The 18,498-nt window shown below is 62.3% G+C and carries 17 protein-coding genes; 6 read left to right on the plus strand and 11 right to left on the minus strand.

Going from position 1 to position 18,498, the window contains the following annotated elements:
• Positions 1-11 precede the first annotated feature (11 nt).
• The 4 genes from E1573_RS14640 (at position 12) to E1573_RS14655 (ending at position 6,783) form a co-directional block, all read left to right on the plus strand.
• Positions 12-2,516: a TonB-dependent receptor gene (locus E1573_RS14640; protein WP_133214850.1), complete on the plus strand. Its 2,505-nt coding sequence runs from the start codon at positions 12-14 to the stop codon at positions 2,514-2,516.
• A 143-nt stretch (positions 2,517-2,659) separates the two neighbouring features.
• Entirely contained in the window at positions 2,660-3,244 is a 585-nt protein-coding gene (locus E1573_RS14645) for an RNA polymerase sigma factor (RefSeq protein WP_133214852.1), read from the plus strand.
• On the plus strand, positions 3,241-4,179 hold the full coding sequence (locus tag E1573_RS14650; protein ID WP_133214854.1) for a FecR domain-containing protein: 939 nt from the start codon (positions 3,241-3,243) through the stop codon (positions 4,177-4,179). The genes E1573_RS14645 and E1573_RS14650 overlap by 4 nt, the downstream gene beginning before the upstream one ends.
• A gap of 204 nt (positions 4,180-4,383) precedes the next feature.
• Positions 4,384-6,783, plus strand: a complete 2,400-nt coding sequence (locus tag E1573_RS14655) for a TonB-dependent siderophore receptor (protein WP_256659539.1) — start codon at positions 4,384-4,386, stop codon at positions 6,781-6,783.
• A gap of 85 nt (positions 6,784-6,868) precedes the next feature.
• Here E1573_RS14655 and E1573_RS14660 read toward each other — a convergent pair whose 3' ends face one another.
• From E1573_RS14660 to E1573_RS14695, 8 genes are all read right to left on the minus strand, one after another.
• On the minus strand, positions 6,869-7,246 hold the full coding sequence (locus E1573_RS14660) for a VOC family protein (RefSeq protein WP_133214858.1): 378 nt from the start codon (positions 7,244-7,246) through the stop codon (positions 6,869-6,871).
• A 37-nt stretch (positions 7,247-7,283) separates the two neighbouring features.
• Positions 7,284-8,831, minus strand: a complete 1,548-nt coding sequence (gene hutH, locus E1573_RS14665; RefSeq protein ID WP_133214860.1) for a histidine ammonia-lyase — start codon at positions 8,829-8,831, stop codon at positions 7,284-7,286.
• A 90-nt stretch (positions 8,832-8,921) separates the two neighbouring features.
• The gene (locus tag E1573_RS14670) at positions 8,922-9,698 is read right to left on the minus strand and encodes an ABC transporter ATP-binding protein (RefSeq protein ID WP_133214862.1); all 777 of its coding nucleotides are present in this window, start codon (positions 9,696-9,698) and stop codon (positions 8,922-8,924) included.
• A gap of 5 nt (positions 9,699-9,703) precedes the next feature.
• On the minus strand, positions 9,704-10,441 hold the full coding sequence (locus E1573_RS14675) for an ABC transporter permease (RefSeq protein WP_133214864.1): 738 nt from the start codon (positions 10,439-10,441) through the stop codon (positions 9,704-9,706).
• A gap of 15 nt (positions 10,442-10,456) precedes the next feature.
• Positions 10,457-11,161: an ABC transporter permease gene (locus tag E1573_RS14680; RefSeq protein ID WP_256659540.1), complete on the minus strand. Its 705-nt coding sequence runs from the start codon at positions 11,159-11,161 to the stop codon at positions 10,457-10,459.
• A 105-nt stretch (positions 11,162-11,266) separates the two neighbouring features.
• Positions 11,267-12,118: a transporter substrate-binding domain-containing protein gene (locus E1573_RS14685; protein WP_133214866.1), complete on the minus strand. Its 852-nt coding sequence runs from the start codon at positions 12,116-12,118 to the stop codon at positions 11,267-11,269.
• A 118-nt stretch (positions 12,119-12,236) separates the two neighbouring features.
• Positions 12,237-13,346 carry an FAD-binding oxidoreductase gene (locus tag E1573_RS14690; protein WP_133214868.1) on the minus strand — a complete coding sequence of 370 codons (1,110 nt, stop codon included), beginning with the start codon at positions 13,344-13,346 and terminating at the stop codon, positions 12,237-12,239.
• A complete protein-coding gene (locus E1573_RS14695) occupies positions 13,339-14,403 on the minus strand; it encodes an aromatic ring-hydroxylating dioxygenase subunit alpha (RefSeq protein ID WP_133214870.1) in 1,065 nt (354 codons plus the stop codon). The genes E1573_RS14690 and E1573_RS14695 overlap by 8 nt, the downstream gene beginning before the upstream one ends.
• A 154-nt stretch (positions 14,404-14,557) precedes the next feature.
• On the opposite strand from E1573_RS14695, the gene E1573_RS14700 reads away from it, so the two are divergent.
• Complete coding sequence (locus E1573_RS14700) at positions 14,558-15,598, plus strand: LysR substrate-binding domain-containing protein (protein WP_133214872.1); 1,041 nt, start codon at positions 14,558-14,560, stop codon at positions 15,596-15,598.
• A gap of 8 nt (positions 15,599-15,606) precedes the next feature.
• On the plus strand, positions 15,607-15,966 hold the full coding sequence (locus tag E1573_RS14705; RefSeq protein WP_133214874.1) for a hypothetical protein: 360 nt from the start codon (positions 15,607-15,609) through the stop codon (positions 15,964-15,966).
• A gap of 335 nt (positions 15,967-16,301) precedes the next feature.
• Here the strand turns inward: E1573_RS14705 and E1573_RS14710 are convergent, their stop codons facing one another.
• The 3 genes from E1573_RS14710 to E1573_RS14720 are packed head-to-tail and all read right to left on the minus strand — an operon-like array spanning position 16,302 to position 18,470.
• Positions 16,302-16,643, minus strand: coding sequence for a DUF3325 domain-containing protein (locus tag E1573_RS14710; RefSeq protein ID WP_133214876.1), 342 nt, complete (start codon positions 16,641-16,643; stop codon positions 16,302-16,304).
• A 1-nt stretch (position 16,644) separates the two neighbouring features.
• Positions 16,645-18,186 carry a PepSY domain-containing protein gene (locus E1573_RS14715; RefSeq protein ID WP_133214878.1) on the minus strand — a complete coding sequence of 514 codons (1,542 nt, stop codon included), beginning with the start codon at positions 18,184-18,186 and terminating at the stop codon, positions 16,645-16,647.
• Entirely contained in the window at positions 18,183-18,470 is a 288-nt protein-coding gene (locus E1573_RS14720) for a DUF3649 domain-containing protein (RefSeq protein WP_133214880.1), read from the minus strand. Before E1573_RS14720 ends, E1573_RS14715 begins: the two co-directional genes overlap by 4 nt.
• Positions 18,471-18,498: the final 28 nt, after the last annotated feature.

Consider the following 18,498-nt stretch of genomic DNA (forward strand, 5'->3'; position numbering starts at 1 on the left):
ATAGGGATTACATGACGTTCTTTGTCCATTCGCGACGCCAGGCGAAGGTGCTGGCAGCCCTCGGTTTACTCGTTGCTGGCCCGTTGCAGGCCGAACAGTTGCACTACCGCATTGACCTGCCGGCGCAATCACTGGATCGCTCGATCAACGCCCTCGCACGCCAGACCGGCAGCCTCATTCTGTTCAACACCGACGCGGCCCAGGCCGTTCAGGCACCGGCACTGCACCAGCAACTGAGCGTCGAACAGGCGCTGCGCCAGTTGATCGCCGGCAGCAAGCTGAGCCTTAGCCAGACCACCGATGGCCAGTACCTGATTACCCTGCCCAGCGAACCGGTTAAAGGTGCGCTGGAGCTGGATGCCTCCAGTGTCATCGGCCGCCCTCCGCTGAGCAGCATCACCGAGAACAGCCACTCCTACGCCATCGGCGCCACAACCGTCGGCAGTAAGGTGGCGCAATCGCTCAAGGAAGTGCCTCATGCGGTATCTGTCGTCACCCGCCAGCGCATCGAAGATCAGAACCTCACCACCCTGACCGATGCTCTGGACAAAACCACCGGCGTTACCCTGCAGAGAAACGGCGCCACCGGCTCGTCATTGGGCAATGACTCGAACTTTTTTTCCCGTGGTTTTGAAGTGTCGAACATCCAGCTCGATGGCGGCGCACCGATGGACACCACGATCTCCGGCTACGGCTCGATCAGCCAGCTGGACCTGGCCCAGTACGACCACGTCGAGTTCCTGCGCGGCGTCGATGGCCTGTACTCCGGCAGCGGCAACCCCGGCGGCACCATCAACCTGGTGCGCAAACGCGCGCTGGATCACAACCAAGTGAAGTTCTCGACCTCGGCCGGCAGTTGGGACACCTATCGCAGCGAGCTCGACGTCACCGGCCCACTGAACGAAGCCGGCAACATTCGCGGTCGGGCAGGCGCGGCGTATCAGAACAATCAGTTCTACTACGACACCGCCAACATGGAGAAGCACCTGTACTACGGCTCGCTGGAGTTCGACCTGAGCCCAGACACCCTGCTGACCGTCGGCGGCAGTTATCAGGAAAGCGAAGGGATACCCAACTTCGGCGGCCTGCCACGCTACAAGGACGGCAGCGACATCGGCCTGTCGCGCCACACCGCGTACCTGGCCGACTGGGCCTCGGTGCATGAAAAAACCAAACAGGCCTACCTGAAGCTCGACCACACCCTCGCTGAAGGCTGGGTGTGGACCACCGACCTGACCTGGATGGACATGGACCGCGACGGCAACTCACTGTTCGCCAACGGTGCCATCGACCCGCTCACCGGCAAAGGGCTGAAATGGATGAACTACCCCGCCAAGACCGGCCTTGAGCGCAAGAGCATCAACAGCTACGTCAAAGGTGGCTTTGACCTGTTCGGCTTGCAGCATGACGTGCTGCTGGGCGGCGACTACGCCCATTCCGACGGCTACACCGTGCAGCGCTGGGGCCTGCTTAACTTCAACGACGTCGACGTCTTCAACCCGACACAACCCGTCGACCCCGGCAGTACGCCGAACAAGACCCACGACAACACCGTCGAGAAGTACGGCTACTACGGCATGACCCGCCTGTCGCTGACCGACAGGACCAAGCTGATCCTCGGCGCGCGTGTGTCCACGTACAAGTACCGCGACACGGAAGTGTTCTTCGACGATTTCGGCAACGTGCTGGACGACCCTGCGCCCTATCACCGCAGCCTCAAGGAACAGGGGGTGACCACGCCGTATGCCGGCCTGACCTTCGACCTGACGCCGCAGTGGACCACCTACGTCAGCTACGCCGAAACCTATAAACCGCAGTTTCTACAGGTCGGCGCAGGTGGCAAGACCTTGGACGCCGCCACCTCGAAAAGCTACGAGATCGGCCTCAAAGGCTTGCTGAACGACGACCGGATCAACACCACCTTCGCTGTTTACCGCATCGAACAGGAAGGCGCCGCTATCGAAGACCTGCGCTACCCGCCAACCTACGGGGCGACCAACTGCTGCTACCTGAACCAAGGCGAAGTGGTCAGCGAAGGCTTCGATGCCGAAATCAGCGGTGAAGTACTGACGGGCCTGGAACTGTTTGCCGGCTACACCTACAACCACACGGTCGACAAAGCCAACGACAGCACGCGGGCGATCTACGCCGCCGTCACGCCCAAGCACCTGTTCAAACTGTGGGGCACCTACCGCCTGCCGGGCGACCTGGACAAATGGAAGCTTGGCCTGGGCGCCACCGCCCAGAGCAACAATGGCCGGAGTGGTACGGTGACCCCTTACAACCCGGCCACCGGCAAGTACGACGGTGATCCAGAAGCGTTCAAATTTGTTCAGGCCGGTTACACCATCTGGAGCTCCAGTGTGGAGTACCAGATCGACCAGCACTGGTCGGCGATCGTCAACGCCAACAACCTGTTCGACAAGAAGTACTACCAGACCGTCGGCACCTCGGCCAACGGCAACTTCTACGGCGACCCACGCAACTTCACCCTCACCGTACGCGCCACGTACTGAGTCTGTAGGAGCGGGCTTGCCCCGCGATGCGATCTGGCTGCAAGACCGCTATCGCGGGGCAAGCCCGCTCCTACAAGGGGACAATTTGCGAACAGTGACGCAAATAGCAATACTTCTTATTTACATAGTGTTGACAACTATTTATGCTGCCCGACGCGACCAAGCCGGTCGTTTCACAGAGCAGCCTGATCGTGCCGATTGCCCTCCCCTCTGCGCCAGTCTCGCAAAGCCCGTCGTGGCAGGACATCGACCTGCGTTGGGCCTATAACGACTTGCTGCTCAGCCTCAGCCGCCAGACCCGTTGTGTACAGCGCGCCTATGACGTGCTGCACGACGCACTGCTGCGCTTTGCATTGGCAACCCACCCCCAGCCGCTGACCCAGCCCAACGCCTACCTGCGCCAGGTGGCGCAATCGGTGTTGATCGACCATTTCCGCCGTAATGCCCGTTTGCAGCCACTGCCCGAGGAACATGAGCAAGACGGTGACCTACATGTCACCCCGTCTGCCGAGCACCTGCTGGACATCCAACAGCGGCTGATCGCCCTGCAGCGCATTCTCGATTGCCTGCCCGCGCGCTGTCGCGAGGTGTTCTGGTTGGCGCGCATCGAGGGTTACGCGCAGAAAGACATCGCCCAGCAATTGGATATCAGCCTGAACATGGTCGAGCGCCACATGGCCCGGGCCTTGGTGACGTTGCGCAACGCTCGCGACCTGCTGCGCCCATGAACAATCCACGCGAACAGGCCGCACTGTGGTTTGCGCGCCTGCACAACGACGCCGACGACCACCCTGAACGTGCCCATTTCGACGCCTGGCTGGCCGCCGACCCGCGCCATGCCGCCGAATACCAGGCGCTGCAGGAACTGTGGGGCGACTTCAGTTCCACCTCGCGCACCCAAGCCTTGGCCCAGGCCATGGAACACAGCCACCAGCACCAGCGTCAGCGCCGTCGGTTGTTACAGGGCGGTGTGCTGGCCGTGGTGCTGACGCTGGGCAGCGCGTTCGGCTGGCACAGCCACCGCTATGGCCCGCTGGACCTGAACCTGCAAACCGCCATCGGCGAACGGCACGTGCAGCACCTGCGGGACGGCACCGAACTCACCCTCGATGCTGACACCCATTTGCACCTGCACTACACCCCGCAGCAGCGCCTGGTCGAACTGTTACGCGGCGAGGCGATCTTCGCTGTCGCGCGCCAGCCGCAGCGGCCCTTCATCATCGACAGCGGCTTGGCCCGGGTGCGGGTGCTGGGTACGCGTTTTGTGGTCAACCGCCTGCCGGACCGCCTGCGAGTTAGCGTCGATCATGGCAAGGTCCAGGTCGACAGCCTCTCGCGACCCGGTGAAAGCCTGGTGCTGGAAGCCGGTGAAGTGGCCGAAGTGAGCGCCGATGGGCGCCTGCAACGCCTTCAGCGCGCCGCCAGCGATGCCTTCTCGTTCCAGCACGGCAGCCTGGTGTTCGACCAGGCCGACCTGGCAGAGGTCGCCGCCAGCCTGTCGCGCTACCGCCAGCAACCGGTGCAAGCCGGTGTTGGCAAGAGCCCACGCGTCAGCGCTGTGGTACAGCTCGCTGATGTCGATAGTTTCCTGCAGTCACTGCCGCAGGTGGTGCCGGTGCGCCTGCGCGACGTCGCTGGCACCACCGTCCTGCAGCCCCGCTAACAAGCTTGCTGTGTGCTGTAGGAGCGGGCTTGCTGTGGGAGCGGGCTTGCCCCGCGATGCGATGCGACTGAAAAACCGCAATCGCGGGGCAAGCCCGCTCCTACCGTTCGTCGGCATCGCAAATAATTCGCAATCACAACATCAGGGTAGATCGCCCTTCGCGCGTTAGTGCTAGAGCAATTAAACACAAGAAGGATGTTCTGCATGACGATGCAACCGACCCTGCGTGCCCTGTCGGCCGCAGTGGCCCTGATCCTGGCCGCGCAAGCTGTGGCCGCACCGATCGACCTCGACCTGCCGGCCCAGCCGCTGGCCACGTCGCTGCGCCAACTCGGCGACGCCGCCGGGCTGACCATCGCGGTCGACAGTAACCTGGTGCAAGGCCGCCAGGCGCCCGCGCTCAGCGGCCAGCTGGAACCGCACGACGCGCTGTCGCGCCTGCTCGCCGGCAGCGGCCTGAGCTACCAGCAAAGCGGTACCACGCTGATTGTCAGCCAACCGAGCGGGGACGCCCTGGAGCTCGGTGCCACCAGCATCAACGGCGTCGGCCTGGGCGCTACCACCGAGGGCACTGGCTCCTACACCACCGGCTCGACCGCCACCGCTACCAAGCTGCCGCTGACGATCCGTGAAACCCCGCAGTCGGTCAGCGTGATGACCCAGCAGCGCATGGAAGACCAGAACCTCACCCAGTTGCTGGATGTGGTCAAACAGGCCCCGGGCCTGAGCGTCAACCAGGGCGGTAACGCCGGCTCCGACTCCAGCCAGATCTTCTCGCGCGGCTTTGCCGTGGAGAACTATCAGGTCGATGGCCTGCAACGCCTGGACAGCAACTACAAGTCCGTGGCGCAGAGCAACGACATGGCCCTGTACGACCGCGTCGAGATTATCCGCGGTGCCACCGGCCTGACCAACGGTGTGGGTACCCCCGGCGCCACCGTGAACTTGATCCGCAAGCGGCCGACTGCCGACTTCCAGAGCAGTATTTCGAGTTCAGTCGGCTCATGGAACTATCAGCGCACCGAAGTGGACGCCAGCGGCCCGTTGAACGACAGCGGCACCCTGCGCGGCCGGGTGGTCGGCGCCTATCAGGATAACGAGTCGTACATCGACCGTTTCAACGAGCGCAAGAAGATCTTCTACGGCATCATCGAAGCCGACCTGGGCCCCGATACGCTGTTCACCTTCGGCATGGACTCGCAGTCCCACGATGCCGACGACCACGCCCGCAGCGGCCTGCCGCTGTTCAACAAGGACGGCTCGCGGACCGACTGGTCGCGCTCCGATTCGGCAGCCGCCAGTTGGGCCTACTCCAATCGCCACTTCACCACCGGTTTCGCCACCCTTGAGCACAACCTCAACGAACGCTGGAAAGCCAAGCTGACGCTGAACCGCGACCGTTACGAGTACGACGAAGTGCTGGGCTATGCCGCCGGCGGCAACCCCGATCCGGCAACCGGTGCCGGGGTCAACCTGTGGGCCGGACGCTGGGAAGCTAAGCCGGTGCAAACCAGCGCTGACTTCAACATCGCCGGTAGCTTTGATCTGTGGGGCCTGGAACACGACGCGGTGATCGGCTACACCCGTCAGCACACCGAGTTCCGCACCAACGGCTATCCACTGTGGTGGTTCGATGGCTGGAGCAATGCCATCCCCAACATCTACACCTGGAACGGCGATGTCCCCGGCAAACCACCACTGCCGGCTACCAGCCGCATCGACTATCAGGAAGACCAGACCGCCACCTATGGCAGCACGCGCCTGCGCCTGACCGACGATCTGTCGCTGATTCTCGGTGCCCGCGTCAACGACTGGAAAAACACGGTCAAGACCGATTACTACGACGACACCCCCGACACCGACGTGCGCCGTAAAGAAACCGGTGTGGTCACCCCGTTTGCCGGCGTGGTCTACGACCTCGACCAGCACTGGTCGGTGTATGCCAGCTACACCAGTATCTTCAAGCCGCAGAGCAACAAGGACATCAACGGCCAGTACATCGACCCGCTCGAAGGCGATGGTTATGAGGTGGGCAGCAAGGCGTCGTTTTTCGACGACCGCCTGAACTTCGGCCTGGCGCTGTATGAGATCAAGCAGGACAACCTGGCCGTGCTGATCCAGCCGAACGTCCCGGTACCTGGCGGTGGCTTCGCCTACCGCGCCGAGTCCGGCACCAAGACCCGCGGTTTCGAACTGGAACTGTCCGGTGAACTGGCCACGGACTGGCAAGCCAGCGCCAGCTTCAGCCGTAACATCGTACAAGACGCCAACGGCAACAAGCTCAACACCAACGTGCCGCAGAACACCTTCAAGCTGTTCACCACCTACACCCTGCGCAGTGTCGGCAACGGCCTGACGGTGGGCGGTGGGGTGAACTGGCAAAGCGAGATCTACAGCAACAACCAGGGCCCGAGCCGTGTGCGCTTCACTCAGGAAGACTACGCCGTGGTCGACCTGATGGCGCGCTACCCGATCACCCGCCAGTTGAGCGCTACGCTCAACGTCAACAACCTGTTCGACAAGGAGTACTACACCAACACCGCCGGCAGCAGCTACTACGGCACCCCGCGCAACGCGACCTTCGGCCTGAAGTACGACTTCTAAACCGTCGACCTGTAGGAGCGGGCTTGCCCCGCGATGGCGATCAGTCTGATGCATCGCAATCGCGGGGCAAGCCCGCTCCTACCCGTCAGGTGAAGCAGTACGCTGCGATTTTATTGCCGTCCAGATCCCGGAAATACGCCGCGTAAGCGTTTTCCTTCCAGTTGCGCTCACCAGGCGTGCCCTCGTCTTTGCCGCCCATGGCCAGCGCGGTGTGGTGGGCAGTATCGATGCTTAAACGGCTAGGCGCCTGAAAGCTCACCGTAACGCCATTGCCAACGCTTGCAGGCTGACCATTGGCCGGTTTGAGAACGAAGAACGAAGGGGCATCGATGCCCCAGATCGATCCGTTGTCGCCCAGGTCGGCCAGGCGCTGCATGCCGAACTGGCCCAGCACTTGATCGTAGAAGGCGCGGGCTTTGTCCAGATCGTTGGTACCGACAGTTACGTGGGTAAACACAGCCATGTTGCTTTTCCTTTTGTAGTGAACGGAGGGTCTGCGGTTATTGATTGGCCAGCACACGCGTCACGCTGGCGAGCAGTTCACCAGAGCGCAACTGCTCGGTGACCGCGACAATGTCGGGGTAGAACGCCCGGTCTTCATTGGCCACCGGTACCCGGCTACGCACCAGGTCGTACAGCGCGCGGGTGGCGCTGGAGGCCTTGCTCAGGTCATGGAAGTCCAGGGCCTGGCAACCAACCAGCACTTCGATGGCCAGCACCGATTCCAGCTTGCGCGACACCTGATAAGCCTTGATCGCAGCGTTGTAGGCAAAGCTCACCGGGTCTTCCTGGTTGCCGCAGGTCGACACGCTGTCGATGGTCGAAGGCTGCGACAACACCTTCATTTCCCCCAACAACCCGGCAGCGGTGTACTGGATGATCATGTAGCCGTTGTTCAGGCCGGGGTTGCGCACCAGAAACGCCGGCATTTCACTGAAGTGCGAGTTGACCATGCGGTCGGTACGCCGCTCGGAAATCTTCGCCAGGTTGGTCATGGCGTTGCACAGGGTGTCGGCAGCCATACCAACGTAAGAGCCATCGAAGTTCGCCCCGGAGATCGCTACGCCGTCGTCTTCGCTGGTCGGGTAGATCACCGGGTTGTCGCCGGAGGAAGCGATCTCGTTGTCGATGCAGGCCTGGGCGTAGGCAATGAACTGCTTCGACGCGCCGTGCACTTGGGGAATGGCGCGCAGGCTGTAGGTGTCTTGCAGACGGTAGTCGATGTTCTCCTCGATCAACTGACTGTCGGCCAGCAGTTGTTTGATGTAACGGGCGGTCTGCGCCTGAGTGCTGTGGGCTTTGACTGTGTGGTAGCGGGCGTCGAAGGCGCGAATGGTGCCCTTGAGCGCCTGCAACGAGATCGCCGCAGCAACATCCGCCGCCTGGGAGGCCTGGTTGGCGTTGTACTGAGCCAGGGTAGCGATGGCAGTCACCGAGGTGGTGCCGTTGAGCATCGCCAGGCCTTCCTTGCACTGCAGCGCAATCGGCTGCATGCCGACCTGACGCAACGCGGTGGCACCGTCCACCCAGTCGCCACCGGCCACACTGGCCTTGCCCTCGCCAATCAGCACCAGGGCCAGGTGACCTTCAGGGCCGAGGTAGCCGACCGAACCTTCGCCCGGTGCAAAGGGCACCACGTCGTTGTTGAGCAACCCGGCGATCTGTTCGAGCAAGGCCATGCGTACACCGGAATAGCCCTTGCCCAGGCTCACCAGAATCATCAACTGCACCGCCCGTACCTGTTCCCGGTTGAGCGGCTCACCAATCGACACGGCGTGGGAGCGCACAATGTTGACCTGCAGGGTTTGCGCGTCTTGCGGGGAAATCACATGGCGGACGTTGTCGCCAAAGCCGGTGGTCACGCCATAGACCAAGCGGTTCTCATCGAGAAAGCGCTCGATCAATCGCCGCGATCGCGTAACGCGGTCACGGTAGGCGTCGGAGAAACTCACCTTGGCGCCATAGCGGGCAACGGCGATAAACGCCTCGATCGAGGGCTTGGCGTCGTCGAGTACCACCGTGGTGATGTCTTTCGGGTGCATAGGCATTGCTGTGCTCTCTCTGCTTATTGACTTTTTTTGGGCGTAGAACGCCTGCCCCGTGACAGCACAGGCGAAAAAACGACGGGATCAGTGCGCTCAGGCGTGGCTGAGAATGAAGCGGCTGAAGCGCTCCGAACGCTGTTCCTGGAACATCTCTTGCGGTGTCCCCTGGGACTCGATCAGGCCCTGATTCATGAACACCACACGGTTGGAGACATTGCGGGCAAAGCCCATTTCATGCGTAACCACCAGCATGGTTCTGCCCTCCTCGGCGAGTGAGCGCATGACCTTCAGCACCTCCCCCACCAGCTCCGGGTCAAGCGCCGAGGTGGGCTCGTCGAACAAAATCACCCGTGGCCGCATCGCCAGGGTTCGGGCGATGGCCACGCGCTGTTGCTGCCCCCCAGACAGAAACGCCGGGTAGTGGTTGCGCTTGTCGGCCATGCCGACTTTTTCCAGCAGCGCCTCGGCTTCATCGATGCACTCGGCGCGTCGGCGCTTTTGTACATGCACCGGGCCTTCGATCACGTTCTCCAGTACGGTCATGTGCGACCACAACCCGAAGCTTTGGAACACCATGCCCAGCTCCGGGCGTATGCGGTCCACCTGGCGGCGGTCGGCGGGCACCCGCAGGCGATGACGACCGCGCTTGAACGCCACCTGTTCGCCGGCCACCTGAATGTCGCCGGCATCGGGGATTTCCAGCAGGTTGATACAGCGCAAGAAGGTGCTCTTGCCCGAGCCGCTGGCGCCGAGGATCGACACCACGTCGCCTTCATGGGCATCCAGCGAGATGCCTTTGAGCACCTCCAGGTTGCCGAATGATTTACGGATATGTTTTACCTGCAACACCGGATCGTTACCTGTCGTCATGCCACTTACCCTCTACGTACGCTGAGCGCGTACTTTTTTGTTGTTGGACGCGTGGTCAGCGGTTGCCGGGGCGACAACCGGTGTTCAAGCCACGCCAGTGTGCGGACAATCAGGAAGTTCAGAACCAGGTAGATCACCGCCGCACAAAGGAACACCTCAAGGGTGCGATAGGTTTCGGCAATGATCCGTTGGGCGACACCCGACACTTCATAAACGGTGACCAGGCTGGCCAGTGAGGTGGCCTTCATCATCAGGATGATTTCGGTCGAATAGGCCGGCAGGCAGCTGCGCAGTGCTATCGGAATGATGATCCGCCGTGCCAGTAACCAGCCAGACATCCCCGCCGCCCGCCCGGCTTCGATCTGCTGCGGTGGTACCGCCAATAAGCCGCCGCGAAAGATCTCTGCCATGTAGCCGGCGGTACACAGCGCCAAGGCAATCACCGCGCAACTCAGCGGGTCACGCAGCACCGGCCAGAATGGGCTCTGGCGCACCTCCGGAAACTGGCTCAGGCCGTAGTACAGCAAGAACATCTGGATCAGCAGCGGCGAGCCGCGAAACACAAAGATGTAAGCGCGCGCCAGGTGCCGCAGTGCGGCAACCTCACAGACCCGCAACCACACCACCAGCAGTGCCAGCAGCGTACCGATGGCCACCGAGGCGGCGAACAGCAACAGCGTGGTCGGCAGCGCACGCAGCAGTTGCAGCAGGGTGTCGCCAATGAACGCAATATCTACAGACATGCTGTACTCCCCTGCTCAGCCACGGCGAAAGGTTCGGCCCACACGCAATTCCGCGCGGGAGAACACCAGGTTGGAAAAACCGGTCAGCACCAGGTACAGCGCGCAGCCGGTCAAGAAGAACAACACGAACTGCCCGGTGGACGCCGCTGCCACGCGGCTGGCGCGCATCAACTCGACCAGCCCGGTCACCGAGATCAACGCCGAATCCTTCAGGCTGATCTGCCACACGCCACCGATACCCGGCAGGGCAAAGCGCAGAATCTGCGGCGCGATGATCCGCCGAAAACGCAGCATCAACGGCATACCAATGGCCTTGGCCGCCTCCAGCTCGCTGCGCGATACCGCCTGGAAAGCGCCACGGTAGACTTCGGCCTGATAGGCACCAGACACCACACCCACTGCCAATGCCCCGACCAGAAAGGCCGGCATGCTGATAAAACCCTCGACACCGAACAGTCCACCCACGCTGCTCACCAGCGCTGAACCACCGTAGAAAAACAGATAAATCACCAACAATTCCGGGATACCCCGAAATACCGTGGTGTAACCCTCGCCAAGCATGCGCAGCAGCCCGCTGGGGTGCAGCTTGGCGGCCGCCACCAGGGCACCGATCACGGCGCCGATCAGCAACGCCGCCACGGTTACCAATACCGTCATCAGCGCTGCCAACAGCAGCACGCTGCCCCAGCCCTTCGCGCCAAAACCAATCAAGTCGATCACCCGTAGTCCCGCCTCTAAGCCTGTGAGAGATCGGCCGGCCCGCGCGGTGGCGCGGGCGGCCCGTCAGCATCCGGCGTCAGCGCAGACGCCGGATGGCCCAAGGGATTACTCGGTGGGCGGGGTGAAGTCGTGCTTGAACCACTTGCGGCTCAGTTCACTGATGGTGCCGTCGGCGATCAGCGAATCGATGGCCGCATCCAGTTTGGCCTTCAGCTCCGGTTCACCGGGGCGAATACCAAAGGCCTCGCCCTCGCCCCAGATCGGCCCGTTGATCGCCGGGCCGACCAGCGCCAAGCCACTGTCACCACCGCGCTGCAACTCGCCGGAGAGGAAGCCGAGGTCTTCGAACACCACATCGACCCGACCGTTTTTCAGGTCCATCAGCGGTTCGGGCGGGGTTTTGTATTCTCGGATAGTCGCCACCTGACCGAACTGGTCACGAATGAATTTGCTGTACACCGTGCCACTGACAATGCCGATCAGCTTGCCTTTGAGGCGGTTGCGCAAATCATCGACTGCGGGAGTATCCAGCTCCGGGTTACCGCGCAGGTGCAAAGTGCCGCGGCCCAGGTCAATGCCGCTCGACTGCAGGGCGATGAAGGTTGCCGGGGCCTTGGTGTAAGGCCGGGAGAAATCGATCACCTTGCGCCGCTCGGCACTGATCGCCAGAGCATCCATGACCACATCGAACTTACCGGCCTTAAGCCCTGGGATCAGGCCGTCCCAGTCTTGGGCGACGATCTTGCAGTCGGCCTTCATCCGTTGGCACAAAAGCTTGGCCATTTCCGGTTCGAAGCCATCGAACGAGCCATCGGGCAAGGTGCGGTTCCACGGTTCATAGACGCCTTCGGTGGCGATCTGAATGGTGTTCCACTCCTTGGCAGAGGTGCTCAGCGAAAAGCTGGCAAGCATCATCATCAGCGAGCAGGCGGCGAATCGTGTTTTTTTGTTGTTCATCTTTTTAATTCTCCGGTGCAAAGCACAGTTTTTGGGCATGCGAGGCAAGGCACAGCAGGGTCAAACGTCATTCGATAGGCTGTTCGTCCTGGGTTGATTCAAAGGGTTGGCAGCGCCGCTATGGGGTGTTCAGGGCCAGCACCACAGCGGAGGTGGGCCGCGCGCAACACAACAGCACCTGACCGGGCTCGGGCGTCATCAGCGGCGCTTCGCTGTATTGCACCGTGCCGCTGAGCAGCGGTGTCAGGCAGCTGTTACATAGCCCAGCGCGGCAACTGAACGGTGGTGCCAGCCCGGCCTGTTCGGCGCATTCAAGCAGCGAGGGGCAAGCGGCATCCCATGCCACCGATTGCCCGGACGGCTCGAAACGCACGCTCAGCGCGGTGTCGGCCTGCGGCGTTGGCGCAGTCACCGGGAGAGCTGCCGGGCCTTCGTCTTCATCGAGGATCGTTGCCGGGCCGAAGAACTCGTAGCGGATTCGCGCCTTGTCGATACCCAGCCCCCGCAGCAGGCGCCAGTTTGCTTGCATGAATGGCCGTGGCCCGCACAGGTACACGTCGTAGTCATCCAGCGGCAGCAGCGCCTGCAATGTCTCCCGGGTGACCAGGCCACTGCTGTGGTGATGCGCCTGTTGCAGATCACCCTCACTCGGCATCCGGTAGCAGAAATGCACGTTGATTCCGGTACGCGAGTTCGCCAGTGCCAGCACTTCTTCGCGCAAGGCATGCACAGCACCGTTTTCGCAGGCATGGATGAAATACACCGGCCGCGCGGTGTGCGCCAGGCGATGCAGCATGCTCACCATCGGGGTCAGGCCCACCCCACCGCTGAACAGCAGCACCGGACGCTCGCTGCTTTCATCGAGGAAAAAATTACCCGCCGGGCCAGCGATCTCCAGGTGTTCGCCGACTTGCACCGCTTCATGCAGAAAGCTCGAGCCTACGCCTGCCGGCACATCCGGCGCATGCGCCGGGGCCAGTTCGTGCTTGACCGAAATGCGCAATTGCGCGACATCGTCCGGGTCGCTCGACAGGCTGTAGGCACGCAGCAACTGCGGCCCCTGGGCCTGGGGAATGCGCACGACGATGAACTGGCCAGGGCGAAACGCCACGCGCCCGGTGGCTGGGGCCGGTTCCAGCACGAACGAGGTAATCGACGCGCTCTCTTGCACCTTCCTGGTCACCTCAAAGCGCGCGAACCCCTTCGCGGCAGGAATGGCTTCAAGCATGAGCCTTGACCTCAAGGGTGTTGATCAGGTTGGCAGCGCCGTTCTGTTCTGCACGGATCAATTGCTCCATGCCCCGACGGAAGCGCAGCGGGCCGGCGTCGATGGCCAGGTCGATGTTGGCGCTCTGGCGGTTGTTCATCCCGGCATGCACCGCCGCGAGGATCACCCGGTCTTCTTCGAAGGCGCGCCGGACATCGGCGGCGAACTGGCGGGAGACGTTTTCGTCATCGGCGTCGAAGTTACGCAACTGGAACCAGTAGTAGCGGGTGCGGTGTTCGTCGACCGGGGTCATGAAGTTGTAGGAGTCCATCAAGAACGCCTGTGGGTGTGCCGGGGCATCGTCGCCGCCGAAGCCTGCCGGGGTGTGCACGCCTTTGATGATGGCATGCGCCGGGTAACGCACTTCGTAGTACTGCAGACGATCGCAGCGCCCTTCAAACTTCAGGTACTGCTGATAGAAAGGCGCCACGTCGATGTCGTACAGCCAGCGCGAAACCACCACACCGTTGTCGTTGACCACCGTTTGCAGCGGCTCGGACTCGCACGCCGAGGTGCCAAAGGTGCTCTGGTGTACCCAGGCAACATGCGAGGGGTCGAGCAGGTTGTCGGTCATGTACAGGTAGTTGCAGTCGATGGTCATCGAGTCGCCGCGGTTGATGCCCCAGTTCGGGTCATCCCATTCGGCAATCTCCAGCAGCTTGCCCGGGTCGGCCAGGGCCGCCTCACCCATCCACAGCCAGACCAGACCGTAGCGTTCTTCCACCGGGTAGCTGCGCACTTTGGCGACTTGCGGGATGCGCGACACACACGCGGCCTTGACGCAGGACCCGGCGCCATCGAAGGTCAGGCCGTGGTAGCCACACTCCACCACATCGCCGTGCAAACGCCCCATTGACAGTGGCAGCTTGCGATGCGGGCAAGCATCTTCCAGGGCCACGACCGAGCCGTCGAGCTTGCGGTACAACACGATGGATTCACCCAGCAGAACGGTTGCATGCAAGTCCTGCTTCACTTCGCTGTCCCAGGCGGCGGCGTACCAGGCGTTTCTCAAGAACATGGCGTGTAGCTCCTCTTGTTGTTATGCGAAGCCTCGGCTTCTTGAGAAACAGCCTAGGCTTGGAGCGAACAAAAGAATAGATGGGCTTTTCTGTTGATTTGTTAAGTATTTCTAAACTACAAATAGCCGATCATCTGGCCTGTCGAGCACGCTTATGAGCCACCTCCCCCCGTTACGCGCACTGGAAGTTTTCGAAGCCGTTGGCCTGTGTGGCGGCATCACCCAGGCGGCCAAACGCCTGGGTATTTCCGCCGGCGCGGTCAGCCAGCAAATGAAAATCCTCGAAGAGGCAGTGGGCTTGAACCTGACCGCCAAAGAAGGCCAGCGCCTGCGCCTGAACGCAGCGGGTCAGCGCTTTCATGAGGGCTGCAGCCAGGCCTTCGAGCGCCTGCGCGCTGCCTACGCCGAGCTGGAGCGGTCAAAGAACGCCAACAGCCTGTACATCAGCGCCCTGCCCTCGCTGTTGTCGAAATGGCTGGCGCCGTTGGTGGCCGACTGGCAACTGGAGCATCCGCAGTTGAGTGTGTATCTGGATGGCACGCACACCGAACCGTCGGAAGCGCAGGCCAACGGCGTGGACTTTCGCCTTAGCTATGGCGAAGGCATTCACGATGACCAACTGACCATCGAGCTGTTTCGCGATTGCGTGGTACCGGCCTGCAGCCCCGCGCTACTGGGCGACAATGTAGCCCCCGAGGCCTTACTGGCTCACCCGCTGATCACCATCGACTGGCGGCCGAAGTTCGACTCACCACCGTCGTGGGAGCAGTGGTTTGCCGAGGCCGGAGAAACGGCTGTGGCGATTCACAACTACCGGATCTACTCGTTGTCTTCCATGGCCATCGAGGCGGCAATCGAAGGGCAAGGTATTGTGTTGGCGCAGTACTCGATGATCAGCCGCGACATTGCCAAGGGCCGTTTGGTCATTCCCTGCCAGCGGGCACTGCCGATGCCGGCTGCGTATTACCTGACCTGGAACCACAACAGCTTCCACCGCAGCCAGTGCCGTAGCTTTCAGCGCTGGCTGATCGAGCGTGGCCGTGACCAGCAAGAGCAAACGGATCGGCTACTGGCAGGAGCGCCGGTGCAGCTTGCGGTGGGAGCGGGCTTGCCCCGCGATAGCGATCTGTCAGTCACACCGAATCGCGGAGCAAGCCCGCTCCTACCAGGGCCAGATGATCGCGGTGATGATTAGAACCGGCCATGCCGAAACCGCCGTGGGCACGCGTTGCCAGTATTGTGTTGGCGCAGTACTCGATGATCAGCCGCGACATTGCCAAGGGCCGTTTGGTCATTCCCTGCCAGCGGGCACTGCCGATGCCGGCTGCGTATTACCTGACCTGGAACCACAACAGCTTCCACCGCAGCCGGTGCCGTAGCTTTCAGCGCTGGCTGATCGAGCGTGGCCGTGACCAGCAAGAGCAAACGGATCGGCTACTGGCAGGAGCGGTGGTGGGCCTTGCGGTGGGAGCGGGCTTGCCCCGCGATAGCGATCTGTCAGTCACACCGAATCGCGGGGCTAGCCCGCTCCTACCAGGGCCAGGTGATCGCGGTGATGATTAGAACCGGCCATCCCGAAACCGCCGTGGGCACGCGTTGCCAGTATTGTGTTGGCGCAGTACTCGATGATCAGCCGCGACATTGCCAAGGGCCGTTTGGTCATTCCCTGCCAGCGGGCACTGCCGATGCCGGCTGCGTATTACCTGACCTGGAACCACAACAGCTTCCACCGCAGCCGGTGCCGTAGCTTTCAGCGCTGGCTGATCGAGCGTGGCCGTGACCAGCAAGAGCAAACGGATCGGCTACTGGCAGGAGCGCCGGTGCAGCTTGCGGTGGGAGCGGGCTTGCCCCGCGATAGCGATCTGTCAGTCACACCGAATCGCGGGGCTAGCCCGCTCCTACCAGGGCCAGGTGATCGCGGTGATGATTAGAACCGGCCATGCCGACAACGCCAGGTACACCGCAGCGCGTGGGTAATACGGCAACAGCAGAACCAGCGCCAGGCCCGCCAGGGAGATCAGGCCAAACCAGCCTATCGGCCCCATGGCCCACCCCCAGGCCGCAACGCTGGCGGCGAAACTGCCCAGCAGCGCCAGCCAGCCCAGCAGGCGCAAGCCACGACGCCCAACCGCCGTGGGCACGCGTTGCCAGACGTGCTTGTAGTGCCGCTCCAGCCCCAGGCACAGGCTGATCATGCCGCTGTAGGCCAACAACAGGCCAGTCGATAATGCCAGGCTCATCTCAGTTGGCCTCCAGACTGGCGTTTGCTGCCCGGCGTGCCGGACGTTCCTTCGGCGGTTGGCCGAGTTTCCAGCAGCACCAGCCCAGCAACGCACCAATGAATACGGTGGTGATTTCCAACAGCATGTAGTCACCGCGATTGACGGTGAACACGTTCAGTAGCGGCAGGCTCAGGCACAGCAATGCCGCCAGCCCCAGTTGCTCTTGCCAGGCGCGCAGCCAGGGGCGAACGATGGCGTGGCCCAAGGTGGCCAGCCAGATCAGGAAGAACACCCGCACTTCCCACCCGGCGCGCTGATCAAGCTCCACGGGCAACAAGCGGTTGGCCCACAACATCCCGATGCAGGCCACTGCCAGGCCAGCCACGGCACTGACGTTGATGCGTTCGGCGGCGTGGTAGAGCAGCGCACCCAATGCACCTTCGCCATCATGGCGACGGCGGCGCTTGACGGTGAACAGCACCAAGCCGGTAGCAATCATTGCGCAACTGGCCAAGCCACAGATGAAGTACAGCCAGCGCATCGAGTAGCCGCCGAACTGGGCGAAGTGCATACCTGACATGACCCGTTGAGTCAGCACACTGGGGCGGGTCTCGGCCGGCGCCCGTACGACGTTGCCGGTCACGCCATCGAATACCATGCTCTGGCCTTTGGTCAGCTCGATACGGTTACCCAGTACCGGTCGTACTTCGATGCGTGCATCGCTGCGCCCGGGGTTATGGATCGAAATCGAGGACACCGGCCCCATGTGCTGCTGCGCTTGCGCAAGCACTGGGCCCAATGGCGTCAGCACAGCGTCTTCCTGAACGTGCTGCCCGGCCGGCCGCCCGCTGGCGTGCTGCTGCGCCGGCACACCGCGCAGGGCCTGGCCCAAGGCGTTGCGATCACCGTCAAACAGGGCATCGGCAGCGGCTGGCATGTAGATCAGGTAGAAAATCACAAGGCCGGTGTAGGTGATCATCAAGTGAAACGGCAACACCAGCACAGCGGTGGCATTGTGCGCGTCCAGCCAGGAACGTTGGCCCTTGGCCGGGCGGAAGGTGAAGAATTCCTTGAAGAACTTCTTGTGAATGACGATGCCGCTGATCAGCGCCGCCAACATCACCATCGCGGCCAGGCCGACCACCCAGATGCCCAGCGTGCGTGGCAGGTTGAGGGTAAAGTGGAAACGGAAGAAAAAGCTCCCGCCTGCCGTCTCGCGTACCGCCAGTGGCTCACCGGTTGTTGGGTCCAGCGCCTGGCCACCGCCGCGACGCTGCTCACCTGCAGACACGTTAAGGCTCGGCGAGCGCTCGGTGGGCAAGCCGATATTCCAGGCGCTGGCCCCGGCATGATTGGCCTGCAGATAGTCCAGCGCTCGCTGTGCTGCCTCGGGTTGGCTCAATGAATGGGCTGGAATCTCCGGGCGCATCCAGTTGTCGATTTCTGAGTCGAACACGGCAATGGTGCCGGTCAGGAAAATCGCGAACAGGACCCAACCGAAAATCAGCCCGCTCCAGGTGTGCATCCAGGACAGCGACTGGGTGATGGTCTTGTGCTTCATCTCACGCTCTCCATCAATTGCGGCCAGAAGCCGATCAGCGCCAACGGCAGCGCCAGCGACATCCCGGCCCAGGCGCGCCACGCTGTACGGCAGGCAAACGCCCAGAGCATGGCGCCGGTGTATACAGCAAACGACGGCAGGCTCGCGCTGACCAGCGCATCGACCTTATCCAGCGGGAGCAGACGAGCCAGCGCGGCCGTGAAGGCATAGGTGAAGGCGTAGCCGCCAAGTACGGCGGCTACGATCCTGGACAGCACGGCCCAGGAGAAGCTTGTTGTTTTCATGCAGAGTCCTCATCAGTGACCCGACCCG

The organism is Pseudomonas sp. H9, from assembly GCF_004353925.1.
In the GTDB taxonomy this organism is placed as follows: Bacteria; Pseudomonadota; Gammaproteobacteria; order Pseudomonadales; family Pseudomonadaceae; genus Aquipseudomonas.